The following is a 19,674-nucleotide window of genomic DNA, read 5'->3' as shown; positions in this document are numbered from 1 at the left end:
CGGATATTTTATAATGGCGCGATTGTCCTTTTCGATTTCTCTTTTTGCGGCGGATTCTCCGTGACGTTCTTTACCGATTACACGAACCTTGCGCTCATCGCGATCCTGCTCGTCTCGGGCGGCATGCTGATCTTCCCGACGCTGCGTCGCGGCGGCGGCGGCCTGTCGGCGGGCGAGGCGACCCAACTGATCAACCGGCGCAACGCGATCGTGATCGATCTGCGCCCGGCCGCCGAGTACGGCACGGGCCATCTGCCGGCGGCGCGCTCGCTCGAGTTCTCGGAGCTGGCCGGCAAGCTCGGCCAGGTCGCGAAGAACAAGAGCGCTCCGGTGCTGCTGGTCTGCCAGAACGGGCAGCAATCCAACAAGGCCGCCAAGCTCGTGCGCGAAGCCGGCTACGGCGAGGTCCATGTGCTGCAGGGCGGCCTGGCCGCCTGGCAGAAGGCCGGCATGCCGGTCGTCAAATAAGGAGTGGCGAAGTGAACAAAGTGCTCATGTACAGCACGCAGGTCTGCCCGTATTGCATGATGGCCGAGCGCCTGCTCAAGCAGCGCGGCGTCGAGCAGATCGAAAAGGTGCTGATCGACAAGGATCCGTCGAAGCGCGCCGAGATGATGGAACGCACCGGCCGCCGTACCGTGCCGCAGGTCTACATCGGCGAGACCCATGTGGGCGGCTACGACGACCTGTCGAAGCTGGATCGCGAAGGTGGCTTGCTGCCGCTTCTGGACGCGGCCTGATTCCGGCAGAATGACCGCCTTCCCGGGGCACCGGGAGGGCCGCGCGCCTCGCGCTTCGCACGACACAACAACCGGATGGCCGGAGCAAGCCGGCCGCCGTCATACCATTTTTAGGGAGCCACCATGTCCGACGTCGAAAACCAGCCTTTCTTCAACATCCAGCGCATCTACCTGAAGGATCTCTCGCTCGAGCAGCCGAATTCGCCAGCGATCTTCCTCGAACAGGACATGCCGTCGGTTGAGGTGGAAGTCGACGTGAAGGCCGAGCGTCTGGCCGAAAGCGTGTACGAAGTGGTCGTCGCGGGCACCGTGACGGCGAAGGTCAAGGACAAGGTCGCGTTCCTGATCGAGGCCAAGCAGGCCGGCATCTTCGATATCCGCAACATTCCGGACGAGCAGCTCGATCCGCTCGTCGGCATCGCCTGCCCGACGATCCTGTTCCCGTACCTGCGTTCGAACATCGCCGACGCGATCACGCGCGCGGGCTTCCCGCCGATCCACCTGGCGGAGATCAACTTCCAGGCGCTTTACGAGCAACGCCTCGCGCAGATCCAGCAGCAACAGGCCGGCGCCGCCAACGGCGCACCGAACGGCACGACGCTGAACTGAGCGCGTCGCGTGAACCGGTGCTGGGTATGAAAGTCGCTGTTCTCGGCGCCGGTGCATGGGGCACCGCGCTCGCCGCGCATCTGGCCGCGCGGCACGATACGGTACTCTGGGCGCGCGATCGCGCGCTCCTCCAGGGCCTCGAGGCCTGTCACGAAAACACCCGCTACCTGCCCGGCGTGCCGCTGCCGGCCGCGCTGCGCTGCGAGCCTGCGCTGCCGGCGGCGCTCGCGCACGCGGCGGCCGACCACGCGCTGTGCGTGATCGGCGCGCCGGTGGCGGGGCTGCGCGCGCTCTGCGCGGCGATGCACGAGGCCGGCTGCGTGCCCGCGCATCTGCTGTGGATCTGCAAGGGCTTCGAGGCCGATACCGAGCAATTGCCGCACCAGGTGATCGCCGAGGCGCTGCCCGGCCACGCCAGCCACGGCGTGCTGTCCGGGCCCAGCTTCGCGCGCGAGGTGGCGCAGGGGCTGCCGGTGGCGCTGACCGTCGCGAGCGCGTCGGCGGCCTGCCGCGCCCTCACGCTGGCGGCCTTCCACCACGGCGCGATGCGGATCTATACCGGCGACGACGTGGTCGGCGTCGAGGTGGGCGGCGCGGTCAAGAACGTGCTCGCGATCGCGACCGGCATCGGCGACGGGCTGGGCCTCGGCCTCAATTCGCGCGCGGCGCTGATCACGCGCGGGCTGGCCGAGATGTCGCGGCTCGGCGTGGCACTGGGCGGGCGGGCGGAGACCTTCACCGGGCTCACCGGCCTCGGCGACCTGATCCTGACCGCCACCGGCGACCTCTCGCGCAACCGCAAGGTGGGACTGCAACTGGCCGAGGGCCGCTCGCTCGACGAGATCCTCGGCGCGCTCGGACATGTGGCCGAGGGCGTGCGCTGCGCCCGCGCGGTGCTGGCGATCGCCCGCGCGCACGACATCGACATGCCGATCACCGAGGCCGTTTGCGGCGTGCTGTTCGACGGCGTCGCGCCGCGCGAGGCCGTCAACGGACTGCTGCGCCGCGACGCGAAGGCGGAGTGAGCGCTCGCTGACGGCCCATTCCGGCCGCGGGAGCGGGCCACCTGCCTGCCGGCCGCGCGGGCCCCCGGCGCATTGCCTGGCCGTGCCGCCAAGGGCCGGCTTCGTCGCTCGATTTGCCGGCAAGCCGCTTCTGCCTCGCCGCGTTGCCTGACGCGCCGCGCCGGCCGCAACGGCGGGCTGGCGCCGCGCCCGCATCGCGTCTACGCTTGGCGCTATCGCGACTGCCGGTGGAGGAGGCCAGCATGATCATGATCGGTTCGACCCGCGTCGAGGCACGCATCGTCGACATCACGACGCTCGCGCTCGACGCGATCGTCAACGCCGCGAACGAGTCGCTGCTCGGCGGCGGCGGCGTGGACGGCGCGATCCATCGCGCGGCGGGGCCGGACCTGCTGGCCGAGTGCCGCACGCTCGGCGGCTGCGCAACCGGCGACGCGAAGCTCACGCGCGGCTACCAGCTGCCGGCGCGGCACGTGATCCACACGGTCGGGCCGGTCTGGCACGGCGGCATGTCGGGCGAGGCCGAGCAGCTCGCCTCGTGCTACCGGCGCTCGCTGGAGGTGGCGGCGGCGGCCGGCTGCGTCTCGGTGGCGTTCCCTGCGATCAGTTGCGGGGTCTACCGCTTCCCGCCCGAGGCGGCCGCCACGATCGCCGTCAGCACCGTGGCGTCGATGCTGCCCGGTGCCGGCTTCACGCGCATCGTGTTCGCCTGCTTCGCCGAAGACCTGTTCGAACACTACCGGCGCGAACTGGCGCGGCTTTGAGAGGCGGGGCGAAGATGGCGCCGGGGCCGCCCGCGGTGCGGCCGCCGGGCCCCGCATCGCCTCATTCGCCTCCTTCGAAGCCGGCCTGGCGCCAGGCCTCGAACACGACCACGGCCACCGTGTTCGACAAGTTCAGGCTGCGATTGTCGGGCCGCATCGGCAGCCGCACGCGCTGCTCGTCCGGAAAGCGCGCAAGCATCGCCTCGCCGAGGCCGCGCGTCTCGGCCCCGAACACGAACCAGTCCCCCGGCCTGAACACGCGGTCGTGAAAGCGCCCCGAGCCGCGCGTCGTGAACGCGAACATGCGCGCCGGGTCCGGCTGCTCGGCGGCGAGCAACGCCTCCCAGTCGCGATGCACGTGCATCCGCGCGTATTCGTGATAGTCGAGCCCGGCGCGGCGCAGCTTCGCGTCCTCGAGCGGGAAGCCGAGCGGCTCGACCAGGTGCAGCCGCGCGCCGGTATTGGCGCAGAGGCGGATCACGTTGCCGGTGTTCGGCGGGATTTCGGGTTCGACGAGTACGACGTTGAACATGTTCGTTTCCGGTTCGTGGATGCGTGAAACATGGCGCGGAGCCTGCCGGGCGTTGCCGCGGCCGGGCTCCCGCCGTCTTCGATGCTGCCTTGATGCTGTCCCGATGTTGCCTTGGTCCCGGCCTTGCGAGCGCGATCGCAGTTTCCGGCCGGGCGTGTCAATCGCGCGAGGTGCGCAGCGCGACGTAGTTGGTCACGCGCCGCGCGCCCGCGCGCTTGAGCAGCACGGCGAGCGCCGCGAGCGTCGCGCCGGAGGTCATCACGTCGTCGACGAGTCCGACGTGCAGCCCGCAGACGTCGCCCGTCACGGCGAACGCGTGCGCCACGTTCTCGCGCCGCGCCGCCGCGTCGAGCCGCGTCTGCGGCGCGGTATGGACCGTGCGCACCAGCAGCGCCGGCTCGGCGCGCACCTCGAGCGCGCGCGCGAGCGGCCGCGCGATCGCCCAGGCCTGGTTGTAGCCGCGCTCGACCAGCCGGCGCCGCGCGAGCGGCACCGGCGCGATCAGGTCGGGCCGCTCGGCGTCGGCCGCCGGCCGCTCCCGAACCGCGCGCGCGAGCCGCTCGGCGAACAGCCTGCCCAGCGCGAGCCGCGCACCGAACTTCAGGTCCAGCACCAGGCTTGCGAGCGGCGGCCGGTAATCGGCCAGCGCGAACGTCGCGTCGAACGGCGGCGGCGCGCGGCGGCACGCGCCGCAGCGATAGCCGGTCGAATGCGCGTGCCGCGCGCGCCACGCGGACAGCGGCAGCGCGCATTGCGCGCAGCGCAGCCGCGCTTCATTCCAGTACGCCTCGTCGCATGCGCGGCACACTATGTTGCGTGGCGAATTGCCGCACATGTTGTTGCACGAGCGGTTGCAAGCGTTGCCGCACAGCACGCAAAGCCCGGGCAGCGCCAGCGCGGCAACGCGTGCGAACAGCTCCCGCCATCCCGCTGTGCAGCATGCGATCCGGCTGTTGCGACGCAATACACAGGCGATCGACATCAGTTTCTCCGCGAGTGCCGCCCGCGCTGAAGCCCGCGAGGCGAGCGAGTATACTTCGGGCACTTCGCCAGTTTGCCCGACATGTCTCCCGTTCCCTCATCTTCTGGCCGTCCGGCCAGCGATCCCCGGCATCTGCGGCGGATCTTCGATCGCCGTGCCGCCGCGTTCGACGCGGTCGCATTCCTGCCTCGCGAAATCGCACAGCGCATGAGCGAGCGTCTCGACTACATCAAGGTGAATCCGGCGGGCGTGCTCGACGCCGGCTGCGGCATCGGCGACGATCTGCCCGCGCTGCGCACGCGCTTCCCCGAGGCGCCGGTGTACGGCATCGACCTGTCGGCGGCGATGCTCGCGCGCGCCGCGTCGCGCGACGCGACCGACACGAGCTGGCGCCGCTTCCTGCCCTCGGCGCTGTCGAAGGCGCTGGGCCAGCGCGGCCCGCGTCTGGCGCAGGCCGACTTCTCGGCGCTGCCGTTCGCGGGCGAGGCGTTCGACTTCGTCTGGTCCAATCTTGCCCTGCACTGGCATTCGCGCCCGGACCGCGTGTTTCCCGAATGGCAGCGCGTGCTGCGCGTGAACGGGCTGCTGATGTTCAGCACGTTCGGCCCCGACACGCTGCGCGAATTGCGTGGCGCCTATGCCGATGCTGAGGCCGTTACCGATTGCGCGCCGCGCCCACACGTGATCGACTTCGTGGACATGCACGATCTCGGCGACATGCTGGTCGAGAGCGGCTTCGAGATTCCGGTGATGGACCAGGAACGGCTGACCGTCACCTATCGGTCGCCGGAATCGCTGCTCGCGGACGTGCGTCGCTGGGGCGCCTATCCGTTCGCGCGCGACGGCGGCGAGCGCCTGTCGGCCCGCACGCGGCGCGCGCTGGGCGAGGCGCTCGAGGCGCGCCGTGGCGACGACGGCACGATCGCGCTGACGTTCGAAGTGATCTACGGACACGCGTGGAAGGCGGTGCCGCGCACCACCGCCGACGGCCACGGCATCGTGCGCATCGAGGACATCGGCCGAGGTCGTCCCAAGCGTCTCTGAGTCGGTAAAGAGGGGTTTCGTTATGCTTGAAATTAGCAGTCGAAATTATCTCCGAAAAATCTTCTAGAATGGCTGAAACGCTTGCCCCGCCTGGGTTTGCGGGCAATGGGCGCTTGCTTGTAGATGCGTATGTTCGCGCCTATAATGCGTCAGTTTGCCGCCCTGCATGCATCCCACAATACAGGTCGGCAGGCCCGGTTCGGGCCAGCTTCGATGCCGATCGCGAGAGGCAGCGATGGATGGAACGATGGGTTTCACGGACACCGAAACAGTCCTGATGGACTGGCTCATCAAACGCAACTGTTCGGTGTGGCCGCGCCAGTTCGTTGCGTGTTACGCATCGCTGGCCGCTTTCTCGCTTGCGATCGCCGCGCTGCTGTCGTGGCGCGGTGCCTGGCTCGTGCTGCCGTTCACCGGGGTCGAGCTACTGGCAGTCGGCGTGGCATTCACGCTGTACGCACGCCATGCAGTCGATTACGAACGTATCAGGCTGTTTCCTCATCGGCTCCTGATCGAGCAGATGAGTGCGGAACGGCTGACGTGCTTCGAGTTCAATCCGCGCTGGGTGCGGGTCGAGCCCGGCGCGTCGCCGCGCGATCCGGTGCGGGTCGTGTGCCGGGGGCAGAGCGTCGTGGTCGGGCAGCATCTCGCGCAGTATCGGCGCGCCCAGTTCGCTCATGAATTGCGTGCGTGGCTGATGCGCTGCGGCTGATCGAGGCGGCCGCGGCGTGGGGCCGGCGGCGGGGAGGGTAGGAATGACAATTTTGGGTAAGGAAGCCATGAAAACAATCAAGCGCGCCCTCACTGGTTTGCTGGCCGTCAGCGGACTCATCGCGTCCGGTGCCGCATTGGCCGTCGGCGACAGCCCGGGCGGCCCCCGCGTCAACGAAATCAATCTCCAGCCGCCCGTCACCAAGATCGCGCAGGAACTGTACGACCTGCACACCATGATGCTGATCCTCTGCACGGTGATCTTCGTCGGCGTGTTCGGGGTGATGTTCTATTCGGTGTTCGCCCATCGCAAATCACGCGGCCACAAGGCCGCGAATTTTCATGAAAGCACCACCGTCGAAATTATCTGGACGATTGTGCCGTTCGTGATCGTGGTGCTGATGGCGCTGCCGGCCACCAAGGCGGTGGTCGCGATGAAGGACACCACCAACGCGGACGTCACGATCAAGGTCACCGGCTATCAATGGAAGTGGGGCTACGACTACGTGAAGGGGCCGGGCGAGGGCATCAGCTTCGTCTCCACGCTCACCACGCCGCGCAGCGAAGTGAACGGCCAGCAGCCGATCAGCGAAACCTATCTGCAGGAAGTCGACCACCCGCTGGTGGTGCCCGTCGATAAAAAGATCCGCATCATCACCACCGCCAACGACGTGGTTCATTCGTGGTACGTGCCGGCCTTCGGCGTGAAACAGGATGCGATCCCGGGCTTCGTGCGCGACACCTGGTTCAAGGCCGACAAGGTGGGCACCTACCGCGGTTTCTGCACCGAGCTGTGCGGCAAGGAGCATGCCTACATGCCGGTGGTGGTGCAGGTCCTGTCGGCCGACGACTACGACAAATGGGTGAAGGACCAGAAGGCCAAGGCCGCCGCCGCCACGCTCGATCCGAACAAGGTATGGACCCGCGCCGAGCTGATCGCGCACGGCGAGGACGTCTACAAGGCCAACTGCGCGGTCTGCCACCAGCCGAACGGCAAGGGGCTGGGCGCGTTCCCGGCGCTCGACGGCAGCAAGATCGCCAACGGCCCGATCGCCCAGCATGTGAGCCTGGTGCTGAGCGGCAAGGGCGCGATGCCGAGCTGGGCCTCGCTGTCGGATGTCGATCTGGCCTCGGTCGTCACCTACGAGCGCAATGCGTGGGGCAACCACATGGGCGACGCGCTGCAGCCGAAGCAGGTGGCCGACGCGCGCAACGGCAAGCTGCCCGAAGGCGGCGCGACGCAGGCGGCGGCCCCGGCGGCCGCATCGGGTGCGTCCGCGCCGGCGGCGGAGGCCTCGGCGTCCGCGCCGGCCGCCGAGGCCTCGGCGGCAGCGGCCGCATCGGGTGGCGACGCGTCGGGCACGTCGGCTGCGTCGGCGCCGGCTGCCGAGGCCGCCGCGCTGCCGGCCGCCGTCTATTTCGATACCGGCAAGAGCGAATTGCCGGCCGACGCGAAGGCCGCGCTCGATGCCGCCGCGCGATATGCGAGCGCGCATCCGGACGCGAAGCTCGCGCTGTCGGGTTTCACGGATACGACGGGCTCGGCCGATGCCAACGCCGAACTCGCGAAGCGTCGCGCGCAGGCGGTGCGCGACGCGCTGAAGGCGGCCGGCATCGCCGAGGACCGGATCGTGTTGAAGAAGCCGCAGACGATCACGGGCGGAGCGGATGCCGGGCAGGCGCGCCGTGTCGAAATCGGCCCGGCTGCCTGACGTGTCGTTCGTCGTCTAGGTCGACGTCATCGGAACGAGGATTAGGAGACATCCATGTCTAGCATAGGACACGACGTAACCGCGGGACACGCGCACGACGATCATGCGCACGAGCTACCGCACGGCTGGCGCCGCTGGCTGTTCGCGACCAATCACAAGGACATCGGCACGCTGTACCTGCTGTTCTCGTTCGTGATGTTCCTGTCGGGCGGCGTGATGGCGCTCGGCATTCGCGCCGAGCTGTTCGAGCCGGGCCTGCAGATCATGCGTCCCGAGTTCTTCAACCAGCTCACCACGATGCACGGCCTGATCATGGTGTTCGGCGCGATCATGCCGGCCTTCGTCGGCTTCGCGAACTGGATGGTGCCGCTGCAGATCGGGGCCTCGGACATGGCGTTCGCGCGCATGAACAACTTCAGCTTCTGGCTGCTGCCGGTGGCGGCGGTGCTGCTGGTGGGCTCGTTCTTCGCGCCGGGCGGCGCGACCGCGGCGGGCTGGACGCTGTACGCGCCGCTTTCCACGCAGATGGGGCCGGGCATGGACTTTGCGATCTTCGCGGTCCACCTGATGGGCGCCTCGTCGATCATGGGCGGCATCAATATCGTCGTGACGATCCTGAACATGCGCGCGCCGGGCATGACGCTCATGAAGATGCCGATGTTCGCGTGGACCTGGCTGATCACCGCCTACCTGCTGATCGCGGTGATGCCGGTGCTGGCCGGCGCCATCACGATGGTGCTGTTCGACCGCCATTTCGGCACCTCGTTCTTCAACGCGGCGGGCGGCGGCGACCCGGTGATGTATCAGCACATCTTCTGGTTCTTCGGCCATCCCGAGGTCTACATCATGATCCTGCCCGCGTTCGGGATCGTCTCGCAGGTGATACCGGCGTTCTCGCGCAAGCCGCTGTTCGGCTACAGCTCGATGGTGTACGCCACCGCGTCGATCGCGATCCTCTCGTTCATGGTCTGGGCGCACCACATGTTCGCCACCGGCATGCCCGTCACGGGTCAGCTGTTCTTCATGTACGCGACCATGCTGATCGCGGTGCCGACCGGCGTGAAGGTGTTCAACTGGGTCGCCACCATGTGGCGCGGCTCGCTCAGCTTCGAGACGCCGATGCTGTTCGCGATCGGCTTCCTGTTCGTGTTCACGTTCGGCGGGCTGACCGGGCTGATGCTGGCGATGGCGCCGCTCGACATCCAGTACCACGGCACCTACTTCGTGGTGGCGCACTTCCACTACGTGCTGGTGGCGGGCTCGCTGTTCGGGCTGTTCTCGGGCTGGTACTACTGGTCGCCGAAATGGACCGGCTGGATGTACAACGAGATGCGCGGCAAGATCCATTTCTGGGCGTCGATGATCTTCTTCAACATCACGTTCTTCCCGATGCACTTCGTCGGTCTGGCCGGCATGCCGCGCCGCTATGCCGACTATCCGGCGCAGTTCACCGACTTCAACCAGGTCGCGACGATCGGCGCGTTCGGCTTCGGCCTCGCGCAGGTCTACTTCCTGTTCGCGGTGGCGCTGCCGGCCTATCGCGGCGGCGGCGGGCTCGAGAAGGCACCCGACAAGCCATGGGACGGCGCGATCGGCCTCGAGTGGACGGTGCCGAGCCCGGCGCCGTTCCATACCTTCGAGCATCCGCCGACCGTCGACTGACTCACTGCGCGCTGGCCGCCCGGCCCGGGCGGCGGCGCACCAACCCGTCCGAGCCGATGAGCCGCCACCGTTCACAAGCACGCACGCCCGCGCAGATCCGCGCGGGCAACCGGCGGCTGGGCCTCGTGCTGCTGGCCGTGGTCGCCGCCTTTTTCATTGCCGCCGTCGTCAATCAATGGATCGCTTCCACTTCATGACGCCGGCATGAACGCCTAACGGAGAGGATTCCTCATCATGTCGGAACCGGTCGTCGACGCTGATTCCAGCTTCAATCGCACGATGCTGCTGAAGCTCGCGGTGGTCGCGGCGCTGATGTTTGGCTTCGGGTTCGCGCTGGTGCCGATCTACCGCGCGATCTGCCAGGTGACGGGCCTCAACAATCTCGTGCAGCGCGACGTCAGCGCGCGCGAGGCGCGCAACACCCAGGTGGACGCGAGCCGCACGATCTCGGTGGAGCTCGACGCGAACGCGCGCGGCCCGCTCGGCTTCCGGCCCGAGCAGCGCAGCCTCGACGTGCATCCGGGCGAGGTGATGACGGTGGTCTACGAGGTGACCAACGCGCAGGACCGTCAGGTGGTCGCGCAGGCGATCCCGAGCTACGCGCCGAAGCAGGCCACCGAGTATTTCAAGAAGATCGAGTGTTTCTGTTTCACGCAGCAGACGCTGAAGCCGAACGAATCGCGCCGCATGCCGGTGGTGTTCGTGGTGGACCGGGCGCTGCCGAAGGACGTGAAGACGATCACGCTGTCCTATACGTTCTTCGAGCTGAGCCCGCCGGCAGCGGCGGCGGGCCCGGGCTCGAAGCGCGGCGCGTGAGCGGGCGGCAACCAAGGCAGCGCCGGGGAGGCGACGATGACGCAAGGCTCGTTCGGCAAGACGCTCAAGGCCGTGTTCTGGTCGTTCTTCGGCGTGCGCAGGCGCAGCGATCTGGAGGCCGACGCGCAGTCGCTGAATCCGCTGCATGTGCTGATCGTGGCACTGCTCGCGGCGGTGGCGTTCATCGGCGTGCTGCTGCTCGTCGTGCATGCGGTGGTCGGCTAGCGCGAGGCGCGGGCGAAGCCGGCAGGGGGCGGCGCGCGAGGGGCGCGGCCGCGGTTTAGGCGCGAGGCGGCGCGCTCGCGGAAGCTTTCCGGAGCGCTCCGGAATCAACTGGACGAAGTGGAGAATCAAGCATGAGCGGCCAACACGAAAGCCCTTACTATTTCATCCCGCATCCGTCGCGGCACCCGATCAATGCGGCGCTCGGCCTGCTCGTCATGCTCGGCTCGGCGGCGCTGTGGATCAACGGCCATGCCTGGGCGCCGATCACCGTCACGCTCGGCCTGCTGTGGCTGCTGTTCGTGCTCTATCACTGGTTCGGCGACGCGATCTCCGAATCGGAGGGCGGCATGTACGGCCAGCGCGTCGACAAGTCGTACCGCTGGAGCATGAGCTGGTTCATCTTCTCCGAGGTGATGTTCTTCGGCGCGTTCTTCGGCGCGCTGTTCTACGCGCGCGAGATCGCGCTGCACCAGCTCGGCAGCCTCGACTACCGGCTGATCTGGCCGGACTTCAGCGCCGTCTGGCCGAATGAGGGGCCGGCCGCGCTGGCGGGCCACTTCCGCACCATGGGCCCGTGGCCGGTGCCGACCATCAACACCGCGCTGCTGCTGAGCTCGGGCGCGACGCTGACGGTCTCGCACCATGCGCTGCGCGAGAACCACCGGCGCAAGGCGATCGTCTGGCTGGCGGCCACCATCGTGCTCGGCGTGAGCTTCCTGTTCCTGCAGGGCTTCGAGTATTTCCATGCGTACAACGAACTGAACCTGACGCTCGCCTCGGGCGTGTACGGCTCGACCTTCTTCCTGCTGACAGGTTTCCACGGCTTCCACGTGTTCCTCGGCGGCACGATGCTGACCGTGGTGCTGGTGCGGATGCTGCGCGGGCACTTCAAGCCCGATCACCATTTCGCGTTCGAGGGCGCGGCCTGGTACTGGCACTTCGTGGACGTGGTGTGGCTGGGCCTGTACGTGGTGGTGTACTGGCTGTCGTAGCAGGCGCGCGCATGGCACGCGGTGCGCGTGCGGGGCGCGGCCTCGCCGGCCTCAGCGGCCGAGCGGGATGCCGGTCGAGTGGATCCAGCCCATCCAGTTCGCGAACAGGATGAACAGGAACAGCGAGATCGACAGGCCGACGCGCGTCGCGAGCGACCAGACCATGCGTTTGGTCTGGCCCCGGTCGTGCATCATGAAATAGAGGGCCGAAGCGAGGCTCGCGAGGATCAGCGCAAACGCGATGGGAACGAGGATGTGCATGGCACTTACCGTGATATGGCGATTCGTCGCAGACGTGGCGATTATCCCACTTCGATCGCGTCGATGTGACACGTCGGAGCGTCTGCGGTGAAGCTGCGCTGGCTGCCCACGCTGCTGATCCTCGCGGTGATCGCCGTGACGCTGCGGCTCGGCTTCTGGCAGCGCGATCGCGCGCATCGGAAAGAGGCGCTCGAGGCGCAGGTGCAGCGCTACGAGCATGCGGCCCCGTTCGAGGCGAGCTCGGCGCCGACGGCGCTCGGCGCGGTCGAGTTCCACCGCGTGCGTGCGACGGGTCGCTTCCTTCCCGCTGCCGCGGTTTATCTCGATAATCGCGCCTACCGCGATCAGCCCGGCTTCTACGTGGTGATGCCGATGCGGCTCGCGGACGGCGGCTACGTGCTCGTCAACCGCGGCTGGCTGCCGCGCAACAGCGCCGACCGCACCGCGATGGCGCCGTTCGCGACGCCGTCCGGCACCGTGACGATCGAAGGCATCGCGCGCGCCGACGCGTCGCGCGCGTTCGAACTGGGGCGGGGTGGTTCGGCCGGGCACCAGCCGATTCGCCAGAATCTCGAGCTCGCCGCCTATGCGCGGGAAACCGGGCTGCCGCTGCAGTCCTACGTGATCCAGCAGACCAGCGACAGCGGCGACGGCCTGGTGCGCGATTGGCCGCAGCCGACGCAGGATGTGGGGCGCAACTACGGCTACATGGTGCAGTGGTGGGCGATCGCCGCGGCGGCGGCCGGTTTCGGGCTCTACGCGGCGCGGCGCGCGGCGCGCAAGCCTTCGGGCGCGACCTGAGCGCGCCACCGGCGGCGTTCGGCGCCGCGCCCCGCTCCCTATCCAGACGATGAAGAGGAATTTCGTGTCGACCCAGCCTTCCCGTCCGACGCCGGCCCGGCCTAGTCCCGACCACTCGCCTGACCGCCCGTCCGGCCAGGGTGGAACGGGTCGCGACCCCCATTCTGAGCGCGACACATCGTCGCAGCGCGGCTCGTGGCGCCGCGGGCGCTGGGTGGTGCTCGCGCTGTGCCTGATCTGCGCGGCGCCGCTCATCGCCTCCTACTTCACCTACTACGTGATCAAGCCCCGCGGCGCTTCGACCAACTACGGCACGCTGATCGAGCCGCAGCGGCCGATCCCCGCCACGCTCACGGCGACCGACGAAAACGGCCGAACCGTGGCGCTCGCCTCGCTGCGCGGGGTCTGGCTGCTCATGATGGAAAACGGCAGTTTGTGCGATGATGCGTGCGCCCGGAAGCTGTACTTCATGCGGCAGGTCCGCGCGACGCAGGGCGGCGAGCGGCAGCGCATCACGATGGTCTGGCTGCGCCGCGACGCGGCGGCCATCGATGCGAGACTGCTGGCCGCCTATCCGGACACCCGGCGCCTGGTCGCCGATCCGGCCGCGCTCGACGCGTGGCTGCCGGCCGAGGCCGGCACGCAGGCGACGGATCACATCTATCTGGTGGACCCCAACGGCAACCTGATGATGCGCTTCCCGAAGGACCCCGACCCCAGCCGGATCAAGCACGACGTGACCAAGCTGCTCAAGTGGTCGAGCATCGGCTGAACGGCCGGTACCCGCAATCGAGAACTCCCGGATGTACTTACTGCAACTGGGCCTGATCGGCCTCACCATCGCGCTGTTGCCCCTCTCCTACGTGTGGGTGAAGACCGACGACGACAAATTCCGCAAGCTCGTCTGGATGACGACGTTCTTCACGCTCGATCTCGTGATGTTCGGCGGCTTCACGCGGCTCACCGACTCCGGGCTCGGCTGCCCGGACTGGCCCGGCTGCTACGGCACCTCGTCGCCGTTCGTCGCGCACGCGGCGATCTCGGCCGCGCACCTGGCGATGCCCACCGGCCCGGTCAGCATGACCAAGGCCTGGATCGAGATGATCCACCGCTATTTCGCGATGGCGATCGGCGTGCTGATCATCGCGCAGATGACCATCGCCTGGGTCGCGAAGGCGCGCCGCCGGCCGCTGTCGGTGTCGCCGTGGTGGCCCACCGGCCTGCTGCTGCTGATCGTCGTGCAGGGCGTGTTCGGCGCCTGGACGGTCACCATGAAGCTGCAGCCGGTGATCGTCACCACCCACCTGCTGCTCGGCCTCACGCTGCTCGGTGCGCTCGGCTGGCTGGCCGCGCGCATGACGCCGCTGCCGGCCCGGGAGCCCGAGGCGGGGCGCCACCGCGCGGCCGCGCTCACGGCGCTGGTGCTGCTGGTGGTGCAGATCGCGCTGGGCGGCTGGGTCAGCACCAACTACGCCGTGCTCGCCTGCACCGATTTCCCGACCTGCAACGGCCAGTGGCTGCCGCCGATGGATTTCGCGCACGGCTTCCACCTGTGGCGCGCGCTCGGCATGTCCGGCGACGGCGAGGTGATCACCCAGGACGCGCTGGTGGCGATCCACTGGACCCACCGCACGTTCGCCGTGGTGGTGGTCGCCTACCTGGTCGCGTTCGCCTGGCGCATGCGCCGCTTCGAATCGCTGCGGCGGCCCGCCAACGGCGTGCTGCTGGTGGTCGCGATCCAGTTCCTGACGGGGCTCTCGAACATCGTGCTGCAGTGGCCGCTGCCGGTCGCCGTCGCGCACAACGGCGGGGCGGCGATCCTGCTGCTGTTGCTCGTCATGTTAAACTTTCGAATCCTTTCAAGCCGTCCCGGCCGCGTCGCGCTTCGCGCGCGCGACATCGCGCCCGCCTGACGCTCCCCACGCCCATGGAATCCTCGCTTTCCCAGTCCTCCGGCAGCCGCCTGTCGCAATATTTCGCGCTGACCAAGCCGCGCGTCACGCAACTCGCGGTGTTCTGCGCCGTGATCGGGATGTTCCTCGCCACGCCCGGCATGGTGCCGCTGCGCCCGCTGATCGGCGGCACGATCGGCATCTGGCTGCTGGCCGGCGCCGCGTTCGCGATCAACTGTCTCGTCGAGCAGAAGATCGACGCGAAGATGCGCCGCACCGCATGGCGGCCTTCCGCGCGCGGCGAGATCACCACGCCGCAGATCCTGGCCTTCTCGACGGTGCTCGGCGGCGTCGGCGCGTGGACGCTCTACACCTTCACGAATCCGCTGACGATGTGGCTGACGATCGCCACCTTCGTCGGCTACGCGGTCGTCTACACGCTGCTGCTCAAACCCGCCACGCCGCAGAACATCGTGATCGGCGGCGCGTCCGGCGCGATGCCGCCGGCGCTCGGCTGGGCCGCCGTGACGGGCACCGTGCCCGGCGACGCGTGGATCCTGGTGCTGATCATCTTCGTCTGGACCCCGCCGCACTTCTGGGTGCTCGCGCTCTACCGGATCAAGGACTACGAGAACTCGGGCCTGCCGATGCTGCCCGTCACGCACGGCGAGAAGTTCACGCGGCTGCACATCCTGCTCTACACGCTCATCCTGTTCGTCGTGACGATGATGCCGTTCATCTCGGGCATGAGCGGCGTGGTCTATCTGGCGAGCGCGGTGCTGCTCGGTGCGGTGTTCATCGCCTACGCGTGGAAGGTCTACGTCGACTATTCCGATGCGCTCGCGCGCCGCGCGTTCCGCTACTCGATCGTCTATCTCTCGCTGCTGTTCATGGCGCTGCTCGTCGATCATTACCTGCGCCCGCTGCTCGGCTTCTGAGCGCGCCGCGATGATGCCGCGCCCCATCCCGTCCACGCGGCGGCGCTGGCTGGCCGCCTGCGCCGCGGCCGGCGCGCTGCTGCTCGGCGGCTGCAGCCGCCAGCCGGCCTTCGAGAATCTCGACATCACCGGCAACACGCAGTTCGGCCAGGACTTCGCGCTGCCCGACACCACCGGCCGCACGCGCACGCTCGCCGACTACAAGGGCCGCGCCGTGGTGCTGGTGTTCGGCTATACGCATTGCCCCGACGTCTGCCCGACCACGTTGGCCGAACTCGCGCAGGCGAGGCAGCAGCTCGGCGCCGAGGGCAAGCGCGTGCAGGTGCTGCTCGTCACCGTCGATCCCGAGCGCGATACGGCGCCGCTTATCGCGCAGTACGTGGCCGCGTTCGATCCGTCGTTCGTCGCGCTGCGCCCGGCCGGCGAGGCGCAGCTCAAGCAGGTGGCGAAGGACTTCCGGATCTATTACGCGAAATCGCCCGGCAAGACGCCCGACGGCTACACGATGGACCACACGGCGGCGAGCTACGTGTTCGACCCGGCCGGCAAGCTGCGCCTGTTCGTGCGCGACGGGCAGGGGCCGGCGCCCTGGGTGCACGACCTGAGGCTGTTGCTGGGCTGAGCGGGCCGGCTTCGGCGTCCGCGAGTCGCCGCCGGGCGAAGCGAACGGCCCGCCCGCCACGGACCAGCGGGGTCCTGTCCGTTCGCGGCCGCGCCGGCCGCCGGCATTGCCAGCGCCCGGCATACCCATATGAGTGGGATGTATTTCACGCGGCGCCGATCCTGTGACACCATGCGCACTCTTTGACGGGCGGGGCGGCCACGAGCCGCGCCGTCCTTTTATCAAGCCGGTACCGCAACAACGCAAGCGAGAACAACAGATGAAGCGTCGCAATCTCCTGAAAGCAGTGTCCGCCGTCGCCGCCGGGGCGGCCCTCGGCATGTCGTTCGGCGCCCACGCGCAGGACAAGGTGATCAAGGTCGGCACGGTCGCCGGCCCGGATGCGCAGGTGTGGCAGGTGGTGCAGAAGGTCGCCAAGGAGAAGCAAGGCCTGAACGTGAAGGTGATCGAGTTCAACGACTATGTGCAGCCGAACGCGGCGCTCGATTCGGGCGACCTCGACGCCAACAGCTTCCAGCACCAGCCCTACCTCGACAGCCAGGTGAAGCAGCGCGGCTACAAGATCGTCAGCGCGGGCCTGACCTACATCTCGCCGATCGGCGTGTATTCGAAGAAGTTCAAGTCGCTGAAGGACCTGCCGGTGGGCGCCAAGCTCGCGGTGCCGAACGATCCGTCGAACGAGAACCGCGCGCTGCTGCTGCTGCAGGCGCAGGGCGTGATCAAGCTGAAGGGCGGCGCGGGCACGGGCGGCAACAACGCGACGGTGCTCGACATCGCCGACAACCCGAAGAAGTTGAAGATCTCCGAGCTGGACGCGGCGCAGCTGCCGCGCGTGCTCGGCGACGTGGACGCGGCGGTGATCAACACCAATTACGCGCTGGCCGCGAACCTGCAGCCGACCAAGGACGCGATCGCGCTCGAATCGCTGACGAGCCCCTACGCGAACCTGATCGCGGTGCGCGCGCAGGACCGCAACCAGCCGTGGGTGAAGAAGCTCGTCGCGGCCTATCAGTCGCCGGAAGTGAAGGCGTTCATCAACAAGCAGTTCAAGGGTTCGATGGTGCCGTCGTTCTGAGCGCGCCCGCCGCGTTTCACCGGTCGTCGATCGAAAGGCCCCGCGGGGCCTTTCGTCGTTTCGGGCCCCGGCAAAAAGTCATCTTTGAATTTGTCGCAGCCGGGCGGCTTCCACTATACTGTATAAACATACAGTAATCGGTCGCCTCATGCCTACCGCTTCCGTCTCTCCCGAATCGCTGCATCCATCGCTCTGGCGCGGCTCCCAGCTCGCCCGCGGCGGCCCGCGCACGGTCGGCACCGGCTATCCGGCGCTGTCGGCCGAGCTGCCGGGCGGCGGCTGGCCGGTGGGGGGGCTCGTCGAGCTGCTGGTTCCACACCCGGGCTGCGGCGAGATGCGGCTGCTCGCGCCGGGGCTGGCCGGCAGCGTCGCCGAGCGGCGCCCGCTCGCGCTGGTGGCGCCCCCGCATCCGCCGAACGCGGCCGCGCTGGCCGCATTCGGCGTGCCGCTCGATGCGCTGCTGTGGTTGCGCACAGCCAACCGGCGCGATGCCCTGTGGACAGCCGAGCAATCGCTGAAGACGGGCTGCTGTGGCGCGCTGCTGTTCTGGCAGATGGAAGCCGCGCCGGCCGACGTGTTGCGGCGCCTGCATCTGGCGGCCGCGCGCGCCGGCGACACGCTGTTCGTGATGCTGCGCCCGCTCGCGGCGGCGCGCCAGCCGTCGCCGGCGGTGCTGCGGCTCGCGGTGCGGCCGCAGCCGTGCGGCGTGTCGGTCGAGATCGTCAAGCGCCGCGGGCCGGCCTGCGCGGCGCGGCTCGAACTCGCGTTGCCGTCGCCGATCGTGGAGGGTCGTTATGCGCGTCTTGCTCGGCATCCATCTGCCGCGCCTGCCGCTCGACGTGTGCGCGTGCCCGTCTGAGCACGCGCCGGCCGCGGGCCGCGCCGTGCTCGAGCAGGGCGTGGTGCTGGTGGCCGACGCGGCCGCGCGCGCGCGCGGCGTGCGGCCCGGCATGAAGCGCGGCGGCGTGCTGACGCTCGCGCCCGACACGCATCTCGCCGAACGCGATCTCGCGCGCGAAGCCGATGCGCTGCGCGCGGTCGCGCTGGCGCTGCTGCGCTTCTCGCCCTCGGTCGCGCTCGACGAGGAGGCGACCCTGATCGTCGAGGTCGGCGCGAGCCTGCGGCTGTTCGGCGGGCTGCCCGCGCTGTGCCGGCAGGTGGGCGCCGCGCTGGCGGCGCTCGGCTACGCGGCGCGCCTCGGCACCGCGCCGACCGGCCGCGGCGCCTGGCTGCTCGCGCGGGCGCGCGGCGGCGCGCGCCGGCGCGTGGCGCGCGAGTCCAGCCTGCGGCGCGTGCTGGACGCGCTGCCCTGCGTGCTGCTGCCGGCCGCGCGGGCCTACGCGGGGTGGCTCGACGGGCTCGGCTGCACGACGCTCGGCGGCCTGCGCCGGCTACCGCGCGCGGGGCTGCAGCGCCGCTGCGGAACCGTGCTGCTCGAAGCGCTCGATCGCGCCTACGGCGACCTGCCGGAGCCGTTCGCGTGGCTGCCGATCCCCCCCGAGTTCGACACCCGTCTCGAATTGCCGGAACGCGTCGAGCATGCGGAGGCGGTGCTGTTCGCGGCGCGCCGGCTGGTGGCGCAACTGGGCGGCTGGCTGGCCGCGCGGCAGCTCTCGCTCGTCGCGCTGCGCCTCGACCTCGAACACGAGCGCGGCCGCTGCGCGGTGCCGCCCACCTCGGTCGAGCTCGCGTTCGCCGAGCCCACGCGCGACGAGCTGCATTGCCTGCGCGTGCTCGGCGAGCGGCTCGCGCGCGCCGAGCTGCCGGCCGCCGTGCTGGCGCTGCGGCTCGTCGCGACGCGCGTCGAGGCGGTCGCGCCGCCGAGCGCCGAGCTGTTCCCCGAGCCGGGCCGCACGCGCGAGGCACGGGCGCGGCTGGTCGAGCTGCTGCGCGCGCGGCTCGGCGCCGACAACGTGCTGTGCGCGGCGCCCGGCGCCGACCATCGGCCCGAGGCCGCCAACCGCTGGCTGCCGTCGCATGCGCCGGCGGGCCGCCCGTCCGAGGCGCCGGCCGTGGCGCCGCGCCCCGCGTGGCTGCTGGCCGAGCCGATCGCGCTCGCGATGCGCGAGAACCGGCCTTGCTACCGCACGCCGCTGCGCCTGATGTCGACGGCCGAGCGCGTCGAGGGCGGCTGGTTCGACGGCCAGCTCGTCCAGCGCGACTACTACGTCGCGCAGGACGACGACGGCGCCTGCTACTGGATCTACATGGATCGCGACCGGCGCGGCAGCGAGCCGCGCTGGTTCCTGCACGGCCTGTTCGGGTGACGCG

At 69.2% G+C, this 19,674-nt stretch carries 24 protein-coding genes; 21 read left to right on the top strand and 3 right to left on the bottom strand.

Annotation, left to right across the window (positions count from 1 at the left end; all coding sequences use genetic code 11):
* Positions 1 to 60 precede the first annotated feature (60 nt).
* The 5 genes from KS03_RS15690 to KS03_RS15670 all read left to right on the top strand — a co-directional run bounded on the left by KS03_RS15690 (position 61) and on the right by KS03_RS15670 (position 3,138).
* Positions 61 to 468: a rhodanese-like domain-containing protein gene (locus KS03_RS15690; protein WP_015877094.1), complete on the top strand. Its 408-nt coding sequence runs from the start codon at positions 61 to 63 to the stop codon at positions 466 to 468.
* An 11-nt stretch (positions 469 to 479) separates the two neighbouring features.
* Positions 480 to 740: a glutaredoxin 3 gene (gene grxC / locus KS03_RS15685; RefSeq protein WP_015877093.1), complete on the top strand. Its 261-nt coding sequence runs from the start codon at positions 480 to 482 to the stop codon at positions 738 to 740.
* Positions 741 to 863: 123 nt separating this feature from the next.
* The gene (gene secB / locus KS03_RS15680; RefSeq protein WP_015877092.1) at positions 864 to 1,349 is read left to right on the top strand and encodes a protein-export chaperone SecB; all 486 of its coding nucleotides are present in this window, start codon (positions 864 to 866) and stop codon (positions 1,347 to 1,349) included.
* 26 nt (positions 1,350 to 1,375) lie between these two features.
* Entirely contained in the window at positions 1,376 to 2,374 is a 999-nt protein-coding gene (locus tag KS03_RS15675) for an NAD(P)H-dependent glycerol-3-phosphate dehydrogenase (RefSeq protein ID WP_015877091.1), read from the top strand.
* Between the two features lie 242 nt (positions 2,375 to 2,616).
* The gene (locus KS03_RS15670; RefSeq protein ID WP_015877090.1) at positions 2,617 to 3,138 is read left to right on the top strand and encodes an O-acetyl-ADP-ribose deacetylase; all 522 of its coding nucleotides are present in this window, start codon (positions 2,617 to 2,619) and stop codon (positions 3,136 to 3,138) included.
* A 61-nt stretch (positions 3,139 to 3,199) separates the two neighbouring features.
* On the opposite strand, the gene trmL is transcribed toward KS03_RS15670, so the two are convergent.
* Together trmL and KS03_RS15660 are read right to left on the bottom strand one after the other, a co-directional pair.
* Positions 3,200 to 3,670, bottom strand: coding sequence for a tRNA (uridine(34)/cytosine(34)/5-carboxymethylaminomethyluridine(34)-2'-O)-methyltransferase TrmL (gene trmL, locus KS03_RS15665; RefSeq protein ID WP_015877089.1), 471 nt, complete (start codon positions 3,668 to 3,670; stop codon positions 3,200 to 3,202).
* Positions 3,671 to 3,827: 157 nt separating this feature from the next.
* Positions 3,828 to 4,652 (bottom strand): ComF family protein, encoded by an 825-nt coding sequence (locus KS03_RS15660; RefSeq protein ID WP_015877088.1) that lies wholly within the window; start codon positions 4,650 to 4,652, stop codon positions 3,828 to 3,830.
* Between the two features lie 81 nt (positions 4,653 to 4,733).
* Between KS03_RS15660 and KS03_RS15655 the strand changes: the two genes are divergently transcribed.
* From KS03_RS15655 to KS03_RS15620, 8 genes are all read left to right on the top strand, one after another.
* A complete protein-coding gene (locus KS03_RS15655; RefSeq protein WP_035981001.1) occupies positions 4,734 to 5,696 on the top strand; it encodes a methyltransferase domain-containing protein in 963 nt (320 codons plus the stop codon).
* 247 nt (positions 5,697 to 5,943) lie between these two features.
* The gene (locus KS03_RS15650) at positions 5,944 to 6,408 is read left to right on the top strand and encodes a DUF2244 domain-containing protein (RefSeq protein WP_017433494.1); all 465 of its coding nucleotides are present in this window, start codon (positions 5,944 to 5,946) and stop codon (positions 6,406 to 6,408) included.
* Between the two features lie 43 nt (positions 6,409 to 6,451).
* Entirely contained in the window at positions 6,452 to 8,119 is a 1,668-nt protein-coding gene (gene coxB, locus KS03_RS15645; RefSeq protein WP_015877085.1) for a cytochrome c oxidase subunit II, read from the top strand.
* Positions 8,120 to 8,173: 54 nt separating this feature from the next.
* The gene (gene ctaD / locus KS03_RS15640; RefSeq protein WP_015877084.1) at positions 8,174 to 9,781 is read left to right on the top strand and encodes a cytochrome c oxidase subunit I; all 1,608 of its coding nucleotides are present in this window, start codon (positions 8,174 to 8,176) and stop codon (positions 9,779 to 9,781) included.
* 56 nt (positions 9,782 to 9,837) lie between these two features.
* Positions 9,838 to 9,978, top strand: coding sequence for a cytochrome oxidase small assembly protein (locus KS03_RS15635; RefSeq protein WP_015877083.1), 141 nt, complete (start codon positions 9,838 to 9,840; stop codon positions 9,976 to 9,978).
* A 37-nt stretch (positions 9,979 to 10,015) separates the two neighbouring features.
* Positions 10,016 to 10,597 carry a cytochrome c oxidase assembly protein gene (locus tag KS03_RS15630; RefSeq protein WP_015877082.1) on the top strand — a complete coding sequence of 194 codons (582 nt, stop codon included), beginning with the start codon at positions 10,016 to 10,018 and terminating at the stop codon, positions 10,595 to 10,597.
* A gap of 36 nt (positions 10,598 to 10,633) precedes the next feature.
* A complete protein-coding gene (locus tag KS03_RS15625; protein WP_015877081.1) occupies positions 10,634 to 10,822 on the top strand; it encodes a DUF2970 domain-containing protein in 189 nt (62 codons plus the stop codon).
* A gap of 131 nt (positions 10,823 to 10,953) precedes the next feature.
* Entirely contained in the window at positions 10,954 to 11,814 is an 861-nt protein-coding gene (locus tag KS03_RS15620; protein ID WP_015877080.1) for a cytochrome c oxidase subunit 3, read from the top strand.
* Between the two features lie 51 nt (positions 11,815 to 11,865).
* Here the strand turns inward: KS03_RS15620 and KS03_RS15615 are convergent, their stop codons facing one another.
* A complete protein-coding gene (locus KS03_RS15615; protein ID WP_013699452.1) occupies positions 11,866 to 12,075 on the bottom strand; it encodes a twin transmembrane helix small protein in 210 nt (69 codons plus the stop codon).
* 87 nt (positions 12,076 to 12,162) lie between these two features.
* Here KS03_RS15615 and KS03_RS15610 point away from each other — a divergent pair, with 87 nt between their 5' ends.
* The 8 genes from KS03_RS15610 (at position 12,163) to KS03_RS15575 (ending at position 19,670) form a co-directional block, all read left to right on the top strand.
* Positions 12,163 to 12,876, top strand: coding sequence for an SURF1 family protein (locus KS03_RS15610; RefSeq protein WP_015877079.1), 714 nt, complete (start codon positions 12,163 to 12,165; stop codon positions 12,874 to 12,876).
* Between the two features lie 49 nt (positions 12,877 to 12,925).
* Positions 12,926 to 13,648 (top strand): SCO family protein, encoded by a 723-nt coding sequence (locus tag KS03_RS15605; RefSeq protein WP_017432875.1) that lies wholly within the window; start codon positions 12,926 to 12,928, stop codon positions 13,646 to 13,648.
* 31 nt (positions 13,649 to 13,679) lie between these two features.
* Positions 13,680 to 14,789, top strand: coding sequence for a COX15/CtaA family protein (locus KS03_RS15600; RefSeq protein WP_015877077.1), 1,110 nt, complete (start codon positions 13,680 to 13,682; stop codon positions 14,787 to 14,789).
* 14 nt (positions 14,790 to 14,803) lie between these two features.
* On the top strand, positions 14,804 to 15,706 hold the full coding sequence (cyoE, locus tag KS03_RS15595) for a heme o synthase (RefSeq protein WP_015877076.1): 903 nt from the start codon (positions 14,804 to 14,806) through the stop codon (positions 15,704 to 15,706).
* 10 nt (positions 15,707 to 15,716) lie between these two features.
* Positions 15,717 to 16,328: an SCO family protein gene (locus KS03_RS15590; RefSeq protein ID WP_015877075.1), complete on the top strand. Its 612-nt coding sequence runs from the start codon at positions 15,717 to 15,719 to the stop codon at positions 16,326 to 16,328.
* A 259-nt stretch (positions 16,329 to 16,587) separates the two neighbouring features.
* Positions 16,588 to 17,403, top strand: coding sequence for a MetQ/NlpA family ABC transporter substrate-binding protein (locus KS03_RS15585; protein ID WP_015877074.1), 816 nt, complete (start codon positions 16,588 to 16,590; stop codon positions 17,401 to 17,403).
* A gap of 148 nt (positions 17,404 to 17,551) precedes the next feature.
* Positions 17,552 to 18,262: a translesion DNA synthesis-associated protein ImuA gene (gene imuA / locus KS03_RS15580; protein ID WP_015877073.1), complete on the top strand. Its 711-nt coding sequence runs from the start codon at positions 17,552 to 17,554 to the stop codon at positions 18,260 to 18,262.
* Positions 18,198 to 19,670 carry a Y-family DNA polymerase gene (locus KS03_RS15575; protein ID WP_015877072.1) on the top strand — a complete coding sequence of 491 codons (1,473 nt, stop codon included), beginning with the start codon at positions 18,198 to 18,200 and terminating at the stop codon, positions 19,668 to 19,670. The genes imuA and KS03_RS15575 overlap by 65 nt, the downstream gene beginning before the upstream one ends.
* Positions 19,671 to 19,674: the final 4 nt, after the last annotated feature.

The sequence above is a fragment of the Burkholderia glumae LMG 2196 = ATCC 33617 genome (genome assembly GCF_000960995.1).
In the GTDB taxonomy this organism is placed as follows: domain Bacteria; phylum Pseudomonadota; class Gammaproteobacteria; order Burkholderiales; family Burkholderiaceae; genus Burkholderia; species Burkholderia glumae.
This window is presented reverse-complemented; position numbering and strand designations above follow the sequence as displayed.